12 protein-coding genes are annotated in these 20017 nt (G+C 73.2%); 2 read left to right on the top strand and 10 right to left on the bottom strand.

What is annotated here, in order from left to right; genetic code table 11:
- Positions 1–55: 55 nt before the first annotated feature.
- Positions 56–1447 carry a cytochrome P450 gene (locus ABFY07_RS00155; protein WP_428836822.1) on the top strand — a complete coding sequence of 464 codons (1392 nt, stop codon included), beginning with the start codon at positions 56–58 and terminating at the stop codon, positions 1445–1447.
- Positions 1448–1475: 28 nt separating this feature from the next.
- On the opposite strand, the gene ABFY07_RS00150 is transcribed toward ABFY07_RS00155, so the two are convergent.
- Positions 1476–2063: a TetR/AcrR family transcriptional regulator gene (locus tag ABFY07_RS00150; protein WP_346172420.1), complete on the bottom strand. Its 588-nt coding sequence runs from the start codon at positions 2061–2063 to the stop codon at positions 1476–1478.
- A gap of 176 nt (positions 2064–2239) precedes the next feature.
- Here ABFY07_RS00150 and ABFY07_RS00145 point away from each other — a divergent pair, with 176 nt between their 5' ends.
- Positions 2240–3313 (top strand): alpha/beta fold hydrolase, encoded by a 1074-nt coding sequence (locus tag ABFY07_RS00145; protein ID WP_346172419.1) that lies wholly within the window; start codon positions 2240–2242, stop codon positions 3311–3313.
- 286 nt (positions 3314–3599) lie between these two features.
- Here ABFY07_RS00145 and ABFY07_RS00140 read toward each other — a convergent pair whose 3' ends face one another.
- From ABFY07_RS00140 to ABFY07_RS00100, 9 genes are all read right to left on the bottom strand, one after another.
- Positions 3600–4523: an alpha/beta fold hydrolase gene (locus ABFY07_RS00140; RefSeq protein WP_346172418.1), complete on the bottom strand. Its 924-nt coding sequence runs from the start codon at positions 4521–4523 to the stop codon at positions 3600–3602.
- A gap of 85 nt (positions 4524–4608) precedes the next feature.
- A complete protein-coding gene (locus ABFY07_RS00135; protein ID WP_346172417.1) occupies positions 4609–5187 on the bottom strand; it encodes a TetR/AcrR family transcriptional regulator in 579 nt (192 codons plus the stop codon).
- Between the two features lie 62 nt (positions 5188–5249).
- Positions 5250–6431, bottom strand: coding sequence for an argininosuccinate synthase-related protein (locus ABFY07_RS00130; protein WP_346172416.1), 1182 nt, complete (start codon positions 6429–6431; stop codon positions 5250–5252).
- Positions 6432–6451: 20 nt separating this feature from the next.
- Positions 6452–7690, bottom strand: a complete 1239-nt coding sequence (locus tag ABFY07_RS00125; RefSeq protein ID WP_346172415.1) for an ATP-grasp domain-containing protein — start codon at positions 7688–7690, stop codon at positions 6452–6454.
- Positions 7690–9501 (bottom strand): non-ribosomal peptide synthetase, encoded by a 1812-nt coding sequence (locus ABFY07_RS00120; RefSeq protein WP_346172414.1) that lies wholly within the window; start codon positions 9499–9501, stop codon positions 7690–7692. The genes ABFY07_RS00125 and ABFY07_RS00120 overlap by 1 nt, the downstream gene beginning before the upstream one ends.
- Before the next feature lie 83 nt (positions 9502–9584).
- Positions 9585–10859 (bottom strand): MATE family efflux transporter, encoded by a 1275-nt coding sequence (locus ABFY07_RS00115; protein WP_346172413.1) that lies wholly within the window; start codon positions 10857–10859, stop codon positions 9585–9587.
- Between the two features lie 94 nt (positions 10860–10953).
- Positions 10954–11781: a thioesterase II family protein gene (locus ABFY07_RS00110; protein ID WP_346172412.1), complete on the bottom strand. Its 828-nt coding sequence runs from the start codon at positions 11779–11781 to the stop codon at positions 10954–10956.
- A complete protein-coding gene (locus ABFY07_RS00105; protein WP_346172411.1) occupies positions 11766–12797 on the bottom strand; it encodes a MupA/Atu3671 family FMN-dependent luciferase-like monooxygenase in 1032 nt (343 codons plus the stop codon). Before ABFY07_RS00105 ends, ABFY07_RS00110 begins: the two co-directional genes overlap by 16 nt.
- The gene (locus ABFY07_RS00100; protein ID WP_346172410.1) at positions 12794–19987 is read right to left on the bottom strand and encodes an amino acid adenylation domain-containing protein; all 7194 of its coding nucleotides are present in this window, start codon (positions 19985–19987) and stop codon (positions 12794–12796) included. Before ABFY07_RS00100 ends, ABFY07_RS00105 begins: the two co-directional genes overlap by 4 nt.
- Positions 19988–20017 lie beyond the last annotated feature (30 nt).

Here is a 20017-nt window from a genome sequence, read left to right as displayed (position 1 = left end):
TTGCCTGCGGGCCGGGTGGGCAGGCATCGATCGGGGTCCGCGCTCGTTGTCCCCCATGTCCGCACACGTACGTATCGAGCAGGAGAGCACCTTGGCCACCACAGCCCCGCAAGGCGTCCCCCACCCGTCGCCCGGGTCCGATGCCCTGCCCCTGCCCCCGGAGCTCGCTCCGGAGGCCGTCCAGCGGTGGCGCTCCTCCTCGGGGGCGGTGGTGGACCTGCTGGCCCGGGCGCGGGAACTCGGCGGGGTCAGCGCGGTGCGCCTCGGCCCGCGCCCCACGGTGCTGGTCACCGATCCGGAGGCGGTGCGGCACGTCCTCGCCCTTCATCCCGACCGCTACGTCAAGCGCTCCCACCGGGCCCGGGTCCTGGTCGGGGACGGGGTGCTCTCGGCCACCGGGGAAGCGTGGAAGCGTCAGCGCCGCCTGCTCCAGGCCCAGTTCACCGGGGCGGGGATCCGCCGCTACGAGCAGCGGATCGCCGGCGCCGCGCGCCGCGCCGCCGACCACTGGGCGGAGTGCGCCCGCACCGGCACGCCGACCGACGTCGGCGAGGACATGCGCTTCTTCGCCCTGGACACCATCTGGCGCTCCCTGACCGGCCACCCCCTCGACGAGGCCACGAACCGCGAACTCGCCGCGGTCGAGGCGGTGGGGGCCACCCTGCCGAGCACCCCCTCGGCGTCGGCCGACATGGCCGGGCTGCGCGCCGCCGTGGCCGCGGACCTGGCGAGGATCGACGCCGTCGCCGAAGGCGCGATCGCGGCGGCCCGCCGGGGGGAGGCGGGACCGGAGGGCCCCGGCCTGCTGCGCGTCCTGGTGGACGCCGCGGAGACCCACCCCGAGTACACCGACCGGCTGATCCGCGACGAGCTGGTCACCCTGCTCGCCGCCGGTCACGAGACCACCGCCACGACGCTGTCCTGGCTGTATCTGCTGCTCGACCGCCACCCCGAAGCACGCCGCCGGGCCCTGGACGCGGGGCCGGCGGGCTCGCCGGAGCGCGAGCGGGCCATCCGGGCGCTCGCCTCGGAGACCATGCGGCTGTATCCGGCGGCATGGCTGATTCCCCGTCACGCCACCGAGGACGACGTCCTGGCCGGCTACCGCGTCGAGGCCGGCACCGACGTCTTCGTGTGCCCGTACCTCACCCACCGTGACCCGGCGCTGTGGCCGGAGCCCGAGCGGTTCGCGCCCGAGCGGTTCACCGCCGCGGACGAGGACCGCCCCTCCTCACGGCACGGCGCGTACTACCCCTTCGGCATCGGCGCCCGGGCCTGCCTGGGCGCGCAGTTCGCCATGCGGGAGATGACCGTGCTCCTGGAACACCTGCTGCCCGCGTACGTCCCGTCCTTCCAGGACGCCGCCACGGCCTCGGCCGCCTTCGGGTTCACCGTCCGCCCCGAGGGCCCGATGCCCGCCACCATCGCGGCCACGCCGGGCGACTGACGCCCGGGCGCGCGACGGGCGGCGGGGCTCAGGACGGCCAGGCCCGCAGGGCCAGCTCCACGGTTTCCCGGAGGTGCTCGCGGGGCACGCCGCCCGCCGCCTGGACCGCCACCCCGTAGGCGACGGTGAAGACATAGCGCGCCAGCGCGGCGGGGTCGGCGCCGGGCGGCAGGTCGCCCTCCGCCCGAGCCGCCTCGAAGCGCTCGCGGACCTGCTTCTCGCCCTGCTCGCGCCATTCGGCGAGCAGCTTGTGGGCCGCTCCGCCGGGCTCGCCGGGCGCGAGGGCGCCCTGCACCCCGAGGCATCCGGTGGGGCGGCCAGGGAGGGTGGTGGCGAGGACGGCGCCCTTCAGCACATGCTCCGCGACGGCCCTGGCCGTCGGCTTCCGCACGGCCTCGGAGAGATAGCCGGCCGGCCCTTCCCCGTAGCGGGCGAGGACCTTGCGGAACAGCTCCTCCTTGTTGCCGTAGGCGGCGTACATGCTGGTCTTGGTGATGCCCATGGCCTCGGTCAGGTCGGACAGCGCGGCGCCTTCGTAGCCCTGGCGCCAGAACACGTCGAGGGCCTTCTCCAGCGCCTGGTCGGCGTCGAAGGTGCGCGGGCGGCCTCTCGTCATGTCTTCCTCCGAACATTTCCGAACCGATCGGTGCACATCTTACGGGGCCCACCTCGGCCCACCCGTCCGGGACTTGACGTGACGCGGCGCCGGATTAATCTGTACCGCGCGGTACTTAAATCGCCGCGGTTCGCGGCGCCGTCTCTCCTCTCCCCCACCGAAGGGGTCACTTCTCCATGGCACATCCGCCGACACCACGCTTTCCCCTACGGCTCCGCAGGCTGCGCGCGCTGCTCCTGACGCTGCTGCTGAGCGCGACCGCCTTCGCCGGCACGGCCTCCGGCTCGCCTCCCGCCCCCTCGGCCCCGCCGTGCGTCGATCCGGAGGTGCCCAAGAGCAAGGGCTACGACGCCGCGACGAGGCACGACACGGCCTTCAACCGGGACTTCCGGCACTGCTTCACCACCGTCCGCGGAGTGCAGATGCACTACGTCGTCGGAGGCACCGGACCGCAGACGATGGTTCTGCTGCACGGGTGGCCGGAGAGCTGGTACGAGTACCGCGACGTCATGCCCCGGCTCCTCCCCGGCCGCACGGTCGTCGCGATCGACCTGCCGGGGATGGGCGACTCCACCGGGCGCCCCACCGCGTACACCAAGACCGTGCTCGCCGGTTACGTCCACGACCTGCTCGACCGCATCGGCGCGCGGCGGGACGTGCGGTTCGTCGCCCACGACTTCGGGGTCGGTGTCACCTACGCGCTGGCCGCCCAACACCGCGAGCAGGCGGGCGGGTTGTTCCTGATGGACTTCCCGCTCGTCGGCGAGAACCTCTCCTTCGCGACCGATGTCCGCCCGCTGTCCTGGCACTTCTCGTTCAACGTGCAGGACCCGCTGGCGGAACGGCTGGTCACGGGCCGCGTCGGGACGTTCCTTGACTACTTCTTCCGGCACAGCCAGATCTCCGGGTCCCCGCAGCCGGGGGACGACCCGCCGAGCCCGATCCCACCCCGCTCGCTCGACGAGTACACCCGGGTGTTCTCCCGCCCTCAGGTGCTGCGCACCGGCTTCGGGCTCTACCGCACATGGTCGCGGGACGAGGAGGAGAACAAGCGCCTCCAGCGGGTTCCGCTCACCGTCCCGGTCCGGCTGCTCACCCAGGACGGGCTCACGGACCTGATGCTCCCCCCGGTACGGGACGCAGCCCCCGGGGCCACCGGCACCGATGTGGAGGGAGCCGGGCACTGGCTCCTCGAGGAGCGTCCTGACCGCGTGGTGGCGGAGGTCGACGCCTTCTACCCGGTGCGGTGAACCGACCGCCTGGATGACCGTCGGGCGGCGCCGAAGGGCGCCGGCCGACGGCCGCGGGATCCCCGCACGGATGCTCGCCCCGTCGCCGACCGCCGTCGCGTCACCGACTGCCGTCGTGGACATCGATCCGGCGAGAGTCCCGAACACGGCCGGCCGGGCGGCGGCCCTGCGGCCGCGGGCTTCACCGGGCCGCGCCTGGGCACCTGGCACATCATGCGGCCGCCCTTCCTCCGGGAGGGCGGAACGGCGGGCGAGGGCCGGCTGTTCGCCACCCCGTTCCGGACTTCTAGCCGCAGAACCCGATGACGGCCTCGACGACGGCGTCCGGAGCCTCCTCGGGCAGGTAGTGTCCGCTGTCCTTCACCTCGACGACCTGAATGTCGGTGCCCTTGTCGGGTCCCATCTGCTCGCGCAGGGCCGGGTAGCTCGACTCGCCGGCCAGCGTCAGGATGGGGGTGGTGACCGGGCCGTAGGTGGCCAGGGCCGCGACGTCCTGGCGCATCGTCCGGTACCAGCCGTTGCCGGCGCGGATGGCATCCGGGGAGTCGTAGGCGTGGGCGTAGATCCTGCGCGCCTCCTCCTCGATGGACGCCTGGTCGGCCAGCATGTGTGCGCACAGCCAGTCGATCAGGTGCCGGAAGCGGCCGGCGAGGAGTTGTTCGGGCAGGCCGTGGAGCTGGTTGAACGCGAACCACCAGGGGTAGCCGCCGCGGCCCTCGGTCAGCGCGGCGACCTGCTCGTCGGTGGCGGGCAGCATGGGGATCTCCAGCCAGGAGGCGTCGGGTACTCCCAGGTCGAGAGTGACCAGGCGCCGCACCGCGCCGGGGTGGGAGGCCGCGAGGTGGTAGCCCACCGAGGCGCCGATGTCGTGCCCGGCGACGAACGCCGACCGGTGTCCGAGGTGCTGGATCAGGGCGGCGATGTCGCCCGCCATCGTCCGCTTGTCGTAGCCCGTTTCGGGCTTGGCGGAGCCTCCCATGCCGCGCAGGTCGACGGCGGTCACCCGGTAGTGGCGCGCCAGCTCCGGCATGACCTTGCGGAATTGCCACCACGTCTGCGGCCAGCCGCCGAGGAGCACCAACGGCTCCCCCTGCCCTCCGGTGACATGGTGCAGCACGACGCCGTTGACCTCGGCGTGATCGCTGGTGAAGTCGCCGTCCAGGGACGCGGCCAGTTCCGCGTCGGTGGGAATGGTGTGCACACCGCTCATGACACTCCTTAATTCATGACCGATCATTCAAGTAAGCGGGCATGACGAGCCACCCCGAGGCTCCGGGTGGCCTGTGACAGCGGGCTCAGTCCAGTACGGCGAGGGCCTGCTCCACGGCGTCGTCGAGGAATCGCCGGCGCCCCGGTGTCTTCCCGACCACGCGGATGCCCTGGAGCAGGGTCACGAGGAATCTGGCCAGCGCCGCGGGATTCTTGCCCGCGGGCAGCTCGCCGAGCGCGTGAGCCCGGGTCAGGACCGTCGCGAGCGCGGTCTCCATCATCTCCAGGGTGGACTCCACCCGTCGGCCCACCGCCACGTCGGCAGGCAGTTCGACCGCCGTGTTGGTCAGCAGGCAGCCCTTGACCTCGTCGTCCTCCAACGCCATCTCGGCGTAGTGCCGGACCAGGCCGCGGACCGCCTCCAGCGCCGAGCCCGGCGCGGCCAGACGTTTGAGAAACTCCCCCTGGGTGTCCTCGATGTAGCGGTCGAGCGCGGCGAGGTACAGCTCGCGCTTGCCGCCGAAGGCGCCGTAGACGCTGCCCCGGGCCAGCCCCAGATGATCGACCAACTCCTGCATCGAGGTGGCCTCGTAGCCCTGCCGCCAGAACAGCTCCATCGCGGCCCGCAAGGCCGCGTCCGTATCGAACTCCCTCGTCCTGCCCACGGAGAGCAGGCTAATCGATCGTGACCGCTCGTTCAAGAATTTTCCACGGCGAGGCCGGGAGGTCACCGCACCGCGGATCGCTCGGACGAAACCGACGCCTTCTCCCAGTCCTCGCGGTTCCGCAGATACAGCGGCCGCTTCGCGATGACGGCGTCCATGCCCGCGTGGCCGGCGTCCAGCCGCCACCGGACGGTGCCGGTCACGTCCGCGGCGCAGGAGTCGATGAACGACTGGGCACTTCGGCGCAGCTCGCCGTACCAGCGGCCCTCCAGCGCCTCGCGCACCCACAGCTGCTCGAGGTGCATCTTCTCGCGGATCGTCTCGGAGCGCAGAACAGCGCTCTCCAGATGGCGGTACGAGCGCAGCAGCAGCCACGCCGCCGGCATCTCGCGTATCTCCAGGACCTTCACGCCGCTGTCGAGGTGTTCGAGCCCGGCGTAGCGCCCCAGGCCGTGGGAGCCCACGCGCGGGTTCAGTGTCGCGATCAGTGTGTCGAGCGGCAGAGGGGTTCCGTCGACGGAGACCGGGACACCGCCGGCGAAGCCGATCTCCAGGCGGTCGCGCGCGTCGGTGGCGCCGACCCTGCTCCACTGGTAGAGATCCTCGGGCACCTCGTAGTCCTCGGGGTCGTCCAGGAATCCGGACTCGAACTCGCGACACCAGAGGTTCGAGTCACCGCTGACGACGCGCTCGCCCATGTGTGCCAGCCCGACCTCCTTGAGCTCCCTGATCTTCTGCTCCCGGTCCACGGGGTCCAGGTCGTAGGGGCTGCCGTAGCGTCCGGGGAATCCGAGCAGTTCGAAAGCGCCGTTGAGCCGGCGCAAGGTGTTCTGGGACCGGTTGGCGGTGTGCAGGATCGTGTGGGCTCCGAGCTCCTCGGCGAGGCCCAGGGCCAGCTTGGCGATCAGCGGCCTGCTCAGTGAGGAACTGATGGGGTGGGTGTCGAGGTAGACCGCCTGGGCGGCTATGGCGGGCCGGATGAAGTCCTCGACGAATTCCCGCCTGCCGTCGATGACGTGCAGCCGGACTCCGAGTCGGTCCGCGATCTCCTGCTTGGCCTCGTGCGACTCTCCCTCGCCGAGCTCGACGGTGACCGCGTGGACATCGGTGGCACCCATCGCGACCAGGCGGTTCAGGAGGTAGGTGCTGTCCAGGCCGCCGCTGAACAGCGTCACCACCGGCACGGCGGGGTCGGCGGCCCCGGGGAAGATGCCCGAGAAGGATCTCACGACCTTGCCGCGCATCGGCTGAAGTGTTCCACCCGTCACTTGTATGTCACCTGCACCGTGTTGTTGATCCGGGTCAGCAATCGGGCCAAGTCGTCATGGGTGCGGGTGGCCCCGTAGCACACAAGGGTGTGCCCCAGCCTCCCGCGCCGCCAGTCGATGCGCGCCCCCGGTTCCTGCTGGACCATGACGCGTGAGATCTCCGGCATGGCCTGGAGGTCGTCCGCTCCGTCCAGGCTCAGCAGTTGTGTCGCCTCCATCGGCGGCACCTTGGCGAAGACGAAGGAGACCCGGTCCGGTTCCCACGCGTCGATGCCGGCCGGCGGGTCCTTCTCGCCCAGGGCCAGGCGGGCGGCGATCTCCACGGCGTTCAGGTCACCCGTGCGTGTCAGCAGGTCGTTGACGAGGCCTCCGAGCCGTCCGTTGACCTCGATCACCTGCGGCCCCCGGGGGGAGAGCTTGATCTCCGTGTGGCACACTCCGAGGCTCACGCCCAGGCCCTTGAGGGCGCGTGTCGCGAGGTCGAGCACCGCTTCCCGGTCCCGCGTCGCGAGTGCGGCCGGAAGGAAGGATCCGGACTCCCGGAAGGGAGGGGCCAGGGGGAACTTCCCTGTCACCGCGATGTGTTCCACCCGCCCGCCCTGGACCGCGGATTCCACCGATACGTAGTCACCCCAGGGGCTTTTCCCGGAGCCGCCGGGGATTTCCCGCTCCAGGACGAAGTCCTCGTGGGTGGCCCCTCCCGTGGTCGGGAAGATCTCGGCGCACGCGTCGCGCAGTTCCTCGGCGGTCCGGATCCGGTAGGTGCTGCGACTTCCCGTGCCCACCTCCGGCTTCAGGACCGCGGGGCCACCGATCTCCTCGAAGGCGCGCAGGGCCGTCGCCCGATCGCCGACCAGCCGGGTGGGGACCGCGGAGGCGCCGCACGCGTTGAGCAGTTCGCGCTGGAGGTGCTTGCGCGTGAGGGCCCGTACGACGTCCGGGGAGTGGAAGGGCAGCCCCAGCTCCGCGGCCAGCTCGGCCGTCCGCTCCAGCTGGTAGTCGTTGTAGGTGACGATGGCGTCCGGGGCGCAGGCCCTCAGCCGGGCGGCCGCTTCCCTCGTGTCCAGCCCCGCGATGTCGCACAGGATGCCGAACTCGTCCATGAGCTCTCTCGGCTGTTCCATGGTGCGCGACTCGGGGCACACGAACACCGGGGTCGCGAGGCCCTCGAATGCGGCGGCGACGTCGAGGACGCTCGCGGCGCCCATGTCGTGGACGACGGCGACGCGTCGCATCAGGCCTCCCGGCCGGGGCCGTCGGAGCGTGTCGCGTCGATGCGTGCGGCCAGTTCGCTCAGCACCGGATGGTTGATGATCTCGCGGAAACCGATCGAGATCCCCAGGTCGCGCTGGACGCGCTGCCGGGTCCGGTAGGCGAGCAGCGAGTTTCCTCCCACGCCGAAGAAGTCGTCCTCCGCGCCGATCCGCTCGACCCCCAGCAGCTCCTGCCACAGATCGGCGAGGTAGCGCTGGGTCCCCTCGGCCGGGGGGCTCACCTCCGTGCGCCGGTGGAGCTCGTCGGCGAGCAGCTGTTCCAGCGCGGCCACGTCCCGCTTGCCGTTCTCGTTGGCGGGGAGCATCGGCAGTACCAGGACCCGGCTGGGCACCATGAAGTCCGGCAGCTCCCGCTCCGCGTACCACGTGAGCTCCTGGGGCGTGAGCCCGTCGTCGGCCGCCGCGAAGGCGACCAGGCTCAGGTCGAGGCCGGTACCGGTGACCACCACCACGGCCTCCTTGACGGCGGGGTGGTTCGAGAGGGTGCGCTCCACGTCGGCGGGCTCCACCCGGTAGCCGCGGATCTTCACCTGGTCGTCCTCGCGCCCGATGTACTCGAACACGCCGTCCGGCCGTTCGCGCACCAGGTCCCCGGTGGCGTACATCCGGCTGCCGTCGGCCGCGAACGGGTCCGGGTGGTAGCGCCGCTCGGTCAGCTCGGGCTGGTCGATGTAGCCCCGCGAGACGCCGGGGCCGCCGACGTACAGCTCCCCCGGCTCTCCGGTGGGCACCGGGCGGCGGTCGGCGTCGAGCACATAGAGGCGGAAGCCCTCCAGCGGGCGCCCGATCGGCACCGAGTCCTCGCCGGGGCCGACCGCCTCCACCTGGTGGACGCTGCAGCCGGTGGTCGTCTCGGCGGGGCCGTAGAGATTCCACAGCGAGCCCTTGAAGCCCCCGTCGAGGACATCGCGACAGGCGGCGGCATGCATGACGCCCCCGCCCACCTGCAGCACACGGAGCGAGGAGAACGTCTCGGGACTCTCGCGCCCCAGGTGGTTGAACGCCATCGTGGGGGCGATCATGACGCTGATGCGGCGGCTCTCCAGCTCCCGCCGCACATCGGAGGCGAGCAACTCGGGCATGGAGGGCATCACGACGATCTGCGCTCCGTACGCGAAGCTGCACCAGGTCTCGAAGTGGAAGGCGTCGAAGGACACGCTGGCGATCTGGCTGGTCCGGTCGGTGGGCAGCAGCTCCGGCATCACGGGGTTGCGCGCGAACGCCAGCAGGTTGCCGTGTTCGAGGACGAAGGCCTTCGGCACGCCGGTCGATCCGGAGGTGAACAGCACGCAGGCGGCGTTGTCGGGCGCGGGCCGCGGGCCGGCGGGCCGGGAGGGGCCGGCCGGCTCGCCGTGCCACTCGATGACGTCGGCTCCGAGATGGGCCAGGCGGCCGGCCCAGCCGGGGGCGGTGATGACCGCCTTGGCGCCGGATCGCTCGATCATCAGGTCGCGGCGCTTGTCGGGGTAGCGGATGTCCACCGCCACATAGGCGGCACGGGCCTTGAGAATGCCCAGGATCGCGACGAACAGCTCCGCCGACCGCGGGCGGTACACCGCCACGCGGTCCTCGGTCGTCACCCCGTGCTCTTCGAGGTACGCGGCGAGGGCGTCGGACCGCTCGCTCAACTGGCGGTAGGTGAGGTTCTGTTCGCTGTCGCTGACCGCGGGGCGGTCGGGGTGGCGGGCTGCCGTCGCCTCGAACATGTCGACGAGGCTGCGTGGAGGGTCGGGGACGGGGGCGGTGTCCGGCACTGGGTCCTCCGGGTTCATGACGGACGGATACGGCGGGGAGGTGGTGGGACGCGGGCGGCGCGGCTGTCCTGCCGGGTGGCACGGCTGTCCTGCCGGGTGGCTCAGGCGGCCGCCGGCTCCGGCTCCACCGCGCGCAGCCTGCCGCTGCGCTGGTGGAAGAAGAACGCCTGGCCCACGACGAGCAGCGCGTTGGCGCAGGCCAGGGTGGCCCATACGGCGTGGATTCCGCCCGCGGAGGCGATGGGGACCGCCGCCAGGGCCAGCGCGCCGTAGCACGCCGCGAAGGTGACCAGGCTCGGCACCGTCCGCTTGATCGCGATGAGGCCGAATCCGAAGACCGCCTGGAACGCGTCCGTCACCACGACGACGAGCACGAACGGGAGCATCGCCAGGACGTCGTCCTGGAGGCCGGGGTTCTTGGTGAACAGGGAGGTCACCGGCTCCCGCAGGACCACCAGAAGGGTGCCGAGGGCGAACACCGCGCAGCACGTCACCCAGACGCCGGCCAGGACTCCCCGCCGGACCTCGGGCACATCACCGGTCTTGACGTACTTGGCCGCCAGGGGCACGGTGGCCTGCCCCACGGCGACAGCGGCGGTGAACATCAGGTTGACCAGGGACACCGAGATGCTGTGGACCGCCGCGTCGTCGCTGCTGATCCGGGCCACGGCGATGGCCAGGACGCCCAGCACCGCGAACTTGATGAGCACGGTGGCCGCGAGGGGGATGCCCACCCCCGCGAGCCTGATCACCTCGCGCGGATGCGGCCGCCCGAGGCGCAGGGACCGGCCGGCCAGGACCGTGGACCGGCGCAGGGCGATGTGCGCCAGCGTGGCGTTGGTCAGGCTGGACGCCACCATCGCGATGCCGGCGCCCGGCAGGCCCAGTCCGTCGAACGGCCCGATGCCGCCGACCAGGATCAGGCTCAGCACGACCGCGGCGGCGGTGCCGGTCAGGCCGGCCCGCATCACCAGCTTCCCCTGCCCCAGGCCGACCAGGGTGGAGGTGGCGGTGGCGCCGATGGAGGTGACCAGCGCGCTGCAGGCGAGGATGTACGGGAAGGCGCCCAACGCGTCGAGCGTGGAGTCGGGAACACCACTGAGCCGGCTGATCAAGGGCACCGAAGCCACCGCGAGGGCGCCGAGCAGCCCCACGCAGACGCCCAGCCACATGCCGTTGCGCACCACGGGCAACAGGCCGTCCGGGTCGTCGTCCTTGGCGGCCACGAACGGCATCACCCCGCGCATGGCGCCGGAGATGGCCGCGACGGCGGGGTTGAAGACCGCCACGGTCACCGCGAACGCCGCGAGCGAGGTCGCGCCCTGCCGCCCGAGCAGCGCGGTGTCCACCAGCGAGCCCGCGGACGAGGCGATCATCGTCAGATAGAGCGGAAGGGCTGCGCCCGCGATTTTCCGTGCCTTGCCGCCGCCATCGCGTGGAGCGGAATGTCCCTCAGTCACCACTGCTCACTCATGCCTTTCTTCCCGCCGGGTCGCGATCTTCGGCGAGTGCCCTGTCGATGTCCTCTGCCATGCGTAGCGCGAACGGCCCGGGCCGGTCGTACAGCTGGAAGTGGCCGCCCGGCCAGGAGTGGAACTCCACCCGCGCGGTGCTCTGTGCGCGCCAGCCTTCGAGCGTGTCCCCCGTCGCGAGGGGGTCCTGGTGGCCCGAGTGCACGGACAGCGGCATTCCCAGCGGGGGTCCGTCCGCGTACGTGTAGGTGTCCACGATGGCCAGGTCGCCGCGCAGGACCTCCACCATGTACTCGACGACGTCCGGGCTCTCCAGCAGCTCCTCCGGGGTGCCGCCCAGCCCTCGCATGAAGGCGACCAGCCGTTCCTGCGGCCACAGGTCGCGACGCTCGGTGAAGCGGTCGCTCACCAGCCGGGGGGCGGGGAGGCCCGAGACGCCGAGCCAGATCGGCGGTGTGCCGCACCGCTCCATCTCACGGGCCAGCTCATAGGCGACGAGGCCGCCCATGCTGTGTCCGAAGACGGCCCAGGGCCGGATCTCCCCGTCCAGGAGGGCGGGCGCCAGCGCCCGTACCGCTTCGGCCGCGCTCCGGCACGGCGGGTCCCCGGCGCTCAGCCCGCGGCCGGGGAGTTCGACGGCGCACAGCCGCCACGACGGGGGGAAGAACTCGGCGAAGTCGGCGAAGGCGGCCGCGGAGCCGCCCGCGTGGTGGATGAGGAAGCAGGTCACGTCCGGCCGCGCCGCCCGGGCCCGGGTCTCCCCCGGTCGGGTGCGCAGTTCTCTGAACATCGCCGATGTGGCGCCGGTGTTCACAGGTCCGCGCACCTCTCCCTGAGCCGGCTCAGCGTCTTCAGCCCGGTGAGCACCTGGTCCGTGCCGACCCCGAAGTCCACGAGGCAGGCGATCTCGTCCACGCCCAGTTCCGCGAGCGACTCGACCAGCGGCAGACAGCTGTCGGCGGAGCCGATGAGGCAGCGGGTCCGGGCGTATTCCTCATAGGCGTGGTCCAGCAGTTCGGCGAGCGCCTCCGGCGCCACCTGACCGGGCGCGCTTTCGGGCGACTTGAGGCCGAACAGGCTCATGGAGGACCGCATGTACTCGGTGAGCGGTCCCCGCGCGGTCGCCACCGCCTCCGCCTGGTCGGCGGCGAGGAGCGTGTGCAGCATGACGCTCACTCTCTCCTGTTCGACGCCGTGTCCGGCCGCCTCCAGCGCCTCGCTGTACGCGACGAGGTTGTCCTCCAGGCGCTCCCAGGACTGGCCGAGCAGATGGGTCAGTACGCCGCAGCCCTCGCGGCCGGCCCAGGTGAAGGTCTCCGCGGAGCCCGCCGCGGTGATCCACAGCGGGATGTGTTCCTGGCGGGGCCTGGGGTGGGTGCGGATCCGCCGCGCCTCTCCCCGCGGCCCCTGGCGCTCCACCGCCTCCCCGGCCCACAGGGCGCGCAGCTCCGCCACGCCTTCCCGCATGGCGCGTTTGTTGTCGGCGTAGTTGCCGGGGGCGAGGACGAAGTCCTGGGGATTCCAGCCCGAGGCGATCGCGACGCCGGCGCGGCCGCCGGAGATCTGGTCCACGACGGCCCATTCCTCGGCGACGCGCAGGGGGTCGTGCAGCGGGAGCACCACACTTCCGGCCCGGACGTCCACCCGGGAGGTGACGGCCGCGACGGCCGCCCCGGTGACGGCGGGGTTGGGGAAGGGCGCGCCGAAGTCGTGGAAGTGCCGCTCGGGGGTCCACACCGCCGAGAAGCCCTCGGCGTCGGCGAATCGGGCGGCCTCCAGCAGCAACCGGTACTGCTCGGCGGCGGCGTCACCGTTGGCGAAGAAGAACAGGCTGAATCTCATATGCGCTCCATGACGCTGTCCGGATCCACGGCCGGTGTCTGGGCCATCCCGCCGAGTGCCGCGGGGGTCGCGTCGGGCTCGAAGGCGAGTGCGTACAGGGCGTGGCGGTACAGGCCGAGCAGGCGGGAGTCGCCCGGCTCGGCCGTGTCGTGCGCGTACTTGACCTGGGCCCGGAACCCGGCGGAGGAGTCCACGACGGTGAAGTGCAGCCGCTGGCCGGGCGTCAGCGGATCGGGGCCCACCGCCCGCAGCGGGTGTTCCCCCAGGTGGATCGTCTCCTCGTCGTCCCTGGCGTAGTTGAACACCACGGGCAGGTCGTCGAACGCCATCAGGCCGGGGTCGGCCATGGCCAGGTCGGCGTACGGCAGGGTGCGCACGGTGTGCACCTGGTCGAACACCTCGCGTACGGCGTCCAGGGTCCGGATCAGTGGCTGCGTGGCCCGCACGCTCAGCGGCATGGGGACGACGTTGGCGAAGCCGCCGATCGAGGTGTCCAGCGAGGGGCCGGGCCGCCCGTCCAGCGGCACCGCCGGGCACACCCGCTCGCTGCCCTGGGCCCAGGACAAGGCGGTGGCCACGGCGGTGAGATGCAGGACGAAGGGGGTGACCCGGTGCTCCGCGCAGCGGGCGCCGAGCACCTGGTGCAACGCCGGTCCGGGGCGCCAGGACTGACGGCTGACCCGGCGGTCGGGGGTCGGTGGCCGCGGGGTGGCCCCGGTGCCGCCGGGCGGTGGCAGGAGCCGCCGCCACACGGCCGCCGCCTCGGCCGCGCGCTCCCCGCCGGTCAGCGCGTTGCGCCACGCGAGGTAGCGCAGGAACCCGTCGTCCGGCTGCCGCCGGGCCCCGGGCTCCCGGTACGCGTCGGCGATGGCCTGGCACAGCCGCACCAGGCCGAGCCCGTCGAGCACGAGGAGGTGGACGGTGATCGAGAGCAGGGTGTGCCGCCCGGGCACCTCCGCCACCGCGACCCGCAGCAACGGGTCGCGGCGCGCGTCGATCGCGACCGCCTGCGCCTGGTCGTAGACCCACGCCGGCGCGTCCCGCGCGGGGACCTCGTCCGGGCACACCAGGGGGCGCACGGCCGCGGCGGCCGGGTCCGGCTCGGCGACCGCGGCCAGGCCGTCGGCGCCGACGCGCAGCCGCAGCACGGGGTGGCGGTCGAGTACGGCACCGACGGCGGCCCGCAGGCGTGTGGTGTCCAGCCGTGGTCCGGCGTCGAACACGAAGGTCTTCTGGGTGGCCGCCGACGGTGGGCCGGCCGGCCTCCGCAGGCCGGGTGGCAGGGGGGCGGGGGCGGGGGGGGCGGGCGGCAGCTCCTCCTCGGCGGCTCCCGTGCCGGCTCCGCCGCCGCGCGCCGCCACGACCGCGGTCACCGCCCGGGCCGTGCCGCGGCGGTAGAACTCGGGGACCGTCAGACGGACACCGAAGCGGTCCCGTACGGCGTGGATCAGCCGGGTGGCGAGCAGCGAGTGGCCGCCCGCGTCGAAGAAGTCCTCGTCGGGGCCGAGATCCGGGCGGTCGAGGACGCGTCGGAACAGCGCCAGGACCCCGTCCAGCACCTCGTCGCCCGCCGGGTCCTCGGCGCGCTCACCGACGCCGGACCCGGGCGCGGGCAGGCGCGCCGGATCCACCTTGCCGTTGACGTTCACCGGCAGGCGGTCGACGAGGGTGAAGGAGGACGGCACCATGGCCGCCGGCAGCCGCTCCCGCAGCCGGGCCCGGGTCCGCTCGACCAGCCGCGCGGTGCCCGGCGCGGCGACCAGGTAGGCGTCGATCCGCCGGTCGCCCTCGGGCCCGCCCACGATCAGGGCGACATCGCGGATCCGCGGGTCCTCGCGGAGCACGATCTCCACTTCCCCGAGCTCCACCCGGAAGCCGCGGATCTTGACCTGCTGATCTCCCCGGCCGAGGAATTCGATGTCTCCGGAGCGCAGCAGGCGGGCGCGGTCCCCGCTGCGGTAGACCCGGCCGCCGTCGTCCCCCTCGGGGAACTTCTCGCCGGTCAGCTCCGGCTTGCCCAGGTAGCCGGTGGCCACGCAGGTGCCGCCGATGACCAGCTCGCCCTGCGACCCGCGGGGCAGGTCCCGCCCGTCCCCGCCGAGGACGCGCAGGGTGACGTTCTGGATGGGGGCGCCGATGGGCGCGTGCTGCGGCCAGCCGTCCGGTGGCCCGTTGAACCGGTACGAGGTCACGACATGCGTCTCGGCGGGGCCGTAGTTGTTGACCAGCCGGCAGTCGCCGAGCGCCTTGAGGAACGACACGAGCGCCGCGCTCAACCGCAGTTGCTCGCCGGTGGAGGCGATCTCCTTCAGCGACCCGAAGGCGGAGGGGTCGTGCTCGAACCGGGCCGCGAGGGCGTGCAGGAGGGAGACCGGGAGGATCGCCTTCTCCACGCGCTGCTCCGCGACGAAGGCGGCCAGCGCGTCGTGGTCGTGCTTGGTGTCCTCGTCGGCGATGTGCAGCGATCCGCCCGAGCACAGGGCGGCGAAGGTCTCGTGGAAGGAGGCGTCGAACCCGAAGGACGCCAACTGCAGCCAGCGGCGGTCGGTGGCGTAGCCGGCCGTTTCCCAGTGGATGAGGTTGGCCAGCGCCCGGTGGGGGAATTCGATGCCCTTGGGCACGCCCGTGGTGCCGCTGGTGTAGGTCACATAGGCGCCGGTGTTCAGGTCCACCGCGTCGCCTGCCACGCCGCCTGCCGCGGCTTCGTCGCGGGCCGGGAGCGTGGCGAGGTCGATCTCCACCGCCTGCGCGGCGGGCGCGAAGTCCGCGTCCTCCTTCCGCGCGCACAGCACGATCGCGGCGCCGCAGTCCTGCGCCATCGCCGTGAGCCGGCGGCGCGGGTGGGTGAGGTCGAACGGGACGGGTGTCGCCCCCGCGCGCAACACGCCCAGCACGGCGACCACGACGAGAACACCGCGCTCCATCGCGACGCCGACGGTGTCCCCGTGGCCGACGCCGTGCGAGCCGAGCAGATCGGCGAGCCCGGCCGAGAGGTCGGCCAGGCGGCCGTAGGTCAGCGACAGCCGCCCGTCGGTCACCGCGAGCCGCTCGGGCTCGCGGGCCGCCCGCCGGGCGAACACCGCGTGGACCGCGCGCTCCGGGACGGCGACGACGGGCCCGGTCAGCGCGCGCCGGGTGTTCTCGGCCGCGGCCTCCGGCTCCGCCGGCACGCTCGACAGGGCGGCGTCCGGAGCCCGGGTGACGGTGTCGAGCAGGTGGGTGAAGGCGTCCCGCCAGCCGGCGATCGTCGCCGGCTCGAACCTGAGGCTGTCGTAGACGAACCGGCCCGCGATGGCGCCGTCGCGGTCGAGCCACCAGTCGAGCGACAGCTCGTACGGGCTGGTGGCGCGGTCGAAGGGCAGCGGGCGGGTGTGGAGGCCCGGGGGTCCCGGCGGCACGCTCGCGTCGAGGCTGAGCATGTTGAACAGCACCTGGAAGAGAGGTGCGGTGTCGAGCCGGCCCGCCGGGGTGAGTTCGCGGGCGAGCACTTCGACGGGCAGGTCCTGGTGGTCGAGGGCCTCCGTCACGCGCGCGGTGGTGGCGCGCAGCAGGTCGCGGAAGTCCCCGTCGGTGTCGATCCGCGCCCGCAGCGGGAGGGTGTTGACCAGGTTGGCGACCAGGTCCTCCGTCCCGGGCCGGTGGCGGCCCGACACGGGCATGCCCACCACGAGGTCGCGGCGGTCGCCCACCTTGCCGAGCAGCAGCAGGAAGGCGCTGAGCACGACCGCGAAGGGTGTCGTGCGCTCGGCCTCGGCGAGCCCCCGGACGCGCCGGGTGAGGTCGGCCGACACGGTGAAGTCCAGTTTGCCGCCGGTGTAGTCGCGCCCGGCGCCGCGCGGCCGGTCGCCCGGCAGCTCCAGCCGTTCCGGCGGATCCGCCAACCGCCCCCGCCAGAAGCGGAGCTGGCGGTCGGCCTCGGCGGACCTCAGCCACTCCGCTTCGGCCCGGACATGCGCCGCGAGCAGGCCGTCGACGGGCGGCAGGGGGCGGGGCGCGCCACCGGTGCGCCGCTCGTAGCAGGCGTACAGGTCCCGGAGCAGGATGCCGGTGGACCGGGCGTCCGCGCCGATGTGGTGGACCGCGAGGGCGAGCACATGGCGATCCGGGGCGGTGCGGAAGATCCGCGCGGCGAGGACGGGCGCGTGGTCCAGGGGGATGCGCCGATCGAGGAGCACGGCGATCTCGCGCCGCAGGGAGTCCTCGTCCGGGACGTCGATCAGGGGCACGTCGAGGGCCACGTCGGAAGCGATCACCTGGACGGGCCCGTCCTCGGACATCCGGAAGGCGGCCCGCAGGCTCTCGTGGCGTGCCACGACATCGGTCAGCGCGGCGCGCAGCGCCTCGACGTCCAGCGGTCCCGACAGGTCGGCGAGCACCGGGACGTTGTACGCCTCGGCGGCACCCTCGATCTCGCTGAGGAAGAGGAACCGCTCCTGGAGGGGTGTCACGGACACCACCCCGCCGTGGGAACCGCCGGGGGCGGTGAGCGGCTCGGGCGTGGTGGGGGGTTCGGGCGCGGTGGGGGGTTCGGGGGTGGCCGCGCGTACGAGCCGGGCGAGGTTGCCGGGCGACGGGTCCCGCAGGAAGGAGCCGAGCGGCACGGCCTGCGCCCACCGGGCTCGCGCCAGGCTGACGATCCGGGTGGCCAGGAGCGAGTCCCCGCCCAGGGCGAACAGGTCGTCCTCGGGCGCCACCCCGGGGACGCCGAGGGCCTGGGCGAATATCCGGCGGGCCGTTTCCTCGACATCCGCCTCCTCGACGCCCGTTTCCTCGACGCCCGCTTCCTCGACACCCGCTTCCTCGACACCCGCTTCCTCGACGCCCGGGCCGGATCGCCCCCGGTGTGCCTCGGCCGGCGCGGGCGCCTCGTCGCGGTCCCGTACCGGGTCTAGCCAGTGCCGCCGCCGGTCGAACGGATACGGGGGCAGGTCGACGAGGCGTCCGGGGCCGGGAGGGGTGACACACGCCTCGTCGATCCGCAGCCCCGTGACCCACGCCTGGGCCAGGGCGGCGCGCAGGGCCTCGTCACCGGGGCGCGTGTCCTCGGCGGCGGCGACGAGGCAGGCGCCCTCGAAGACGCGGGGTACGACCCGGTCCCGGGCGGAGACCGGGGCCGGGGCCAGGGCCACCACCGCGGCCACGCGCGGCGGCAGGGTGCGAGTGCCGGGTGCGGCCGGGGCGCCGCCGAACACCGCCGCCAGATCCGGGCGACGGCCCGGCGCGCACAGCTCCGCGCCGTCGGCGTCGTACCAGGGGACGCGGGCCGGACGGGCCCGCACCCCGTGCAGCGCCTCCTCCACGGGCCGCCCCGCGGCCAGGGCCGCCAGGACGTTGGCGACCTCCTGTTCGTCGAGCACCCCGGTCAGCACGGCGGCGGCCGCCCGGCTCTCCCGGTCGGCGACCACCGCGCCCGGGCGCACCCCGTGCTCGGCCCACACGGCGGCGCAGCCGAGCGCGACCACCACGGCCGGGTGGCGCGCCCCGAAGGCGTCCGTCAGCCGCTCGGCGGCGCGGCGGAAGGCCGGCTGACGGTCCAGCAGCGACCGGTACGCCGTGGGGTCGAGCTCGCGGTGGTGGAGCGTGAAGGCCACCGGTCGGTCGGCCGTGTCCGGTCCGGCAGCCGTGCCGTCGAGGGTCACGGGCTCGCGGTCCGGGCGCCACAGCAGGGCCCGCCGCAGCGGGTGGGCCCGGCGCCGGGTGAGCAGCGTGGCCGCCGCGTCGGGCACGTCGCGCGGGTCCAGGGTGGCCAGTCGGGCGCGCAGCAGGGCCTCGAAGGCGTCCAGGGCCGCCGGGGTCCTCGCGGTGAACGGGAGGGGGGTGAGGGCGGGCTCGCTCTCGGCCGCCTCGCCGGGCGGCGGCGCGGATGGGGGTGGCGCCTCTTCGACGAGGACGTGCACATTGGTGCCGCCGACGCCGAAGGAGCTCACACCGGCGAGCAGGGGCCCCGGCGCCGTCCACGGCCGCAGGGTGGTGTTCACCCGGAACGGTGAGGACGTGAAGTCGATGTGCGGGTTGGTGCGTTCACAGCCGAGGGTCGGGGGCAGGGTGCGGTGCCGGAGCGCCAGGATCACCTTGATCAGTCCGGCGATGCCGGAAGCCGAGTCGAGGTGCCCGATGTTGCTCTTCACCGATCCGATGGCGCAGAAGCCGGTGGCGTCGGTCGTCTCGCGGAAGGCCTCGGTGAGGGCGCTGACCTCGATGGGGTCGCCGAGCGCCGTGGCCGTGCCGTGGGCCTCCACGTAGGAGACCTGGTCGGCGGTGATGCCGGCCAGCTGGTGCACCGAGGCGATCAGCTCGGCCTGGCCGGTGGGGCTGGGCGCGGTGTAGCCGCTCTTGCGGTCGCCGTCGTTGTTCATGTCGCTGGCCCGGATGACCGCGAGGATCCGGTCGCCGCCGGCCCGCGCGTCCGTCAGCCGGCGCAGCACGACGAGGCCGACGCCACTGGCGAAGACGGTGCCCCGGGCGTCGGCGGAGAAGGGTCGGCAACGGCCGTCGGGTGAGCCGATGCCGCCCTCGACGTAGGGGTAGCCGAGGTCCGCCGGTTTGATGCCGGCTCCGCCGGCGAGGGCCGCGTCCGTCTCGTAGTCCAGCAGGGCCCGGCAGGCCTGGTGCACCGCGGCCAGGCTGGACGAGCAGGCGCAGTCCACCGCCACGCTGGGCCCGGTGAGGCCGAGGCGGTAGGAGAGGCTGGTCGCGGTGTGGCCGCGGTCGTTGCCCATCAGCACCCGGTGCCAGCCGAGGGTTTCCACCGCCTCGGGGTGGCCGAGTACGTTGCGCAGCAGGTAGTCGGAGTGGTTCAGGCCGATGTAGACGCCGATGCGTTGGGCCCGTCCCGCCCGGCCGAGCCCCGCGTCCTCGAGGGCGTGGACCGCCGTCTCCAGCAGAAAACGCTGCTGCGGGTCGGTGACGGCGGCCTCCGCGGGGGTCATGCCGAAGTACTCCGCGTCGAAGAGGGAGACGTCGGCGAAGCGTTTGCGGGCGGCGACGTAGGACGGGTCCCGCAGCGCCCGGTCGAGCAGCCCGGCGCGGCGCAACTCCTCGTGGGGGACGTCCTCATGGGGGTCGGCCCCGTCGCGCAGCAGCTCCCAGAACTCGGCCGGCGAGTCGGCGCCGGGGAAGCGGCACGCCATGCCGGTCACGGCGACGGCCGGGTCGTCGTCTTCGTGGTCTTCGGGCAGGTCGGCGGTCATGGTTCGGTCTCCGCTCGGTGCGGTCGGTCC

It is taken from the genome of Streptomyces sparsogenes subsp. cuspidosporus (assembly GCF_039532705.1).
In the GTDB taxonomy this organism is placed as follows: Bacteria; Actinomycetota; Actinomycetes; order Streptomycetales; family Streptomycetaceae; genus Streptomyces; species Streptomyces sparsogenes.
This window is presented reverse-complemented; position numbering and strand designations above follow the sequence as displayed.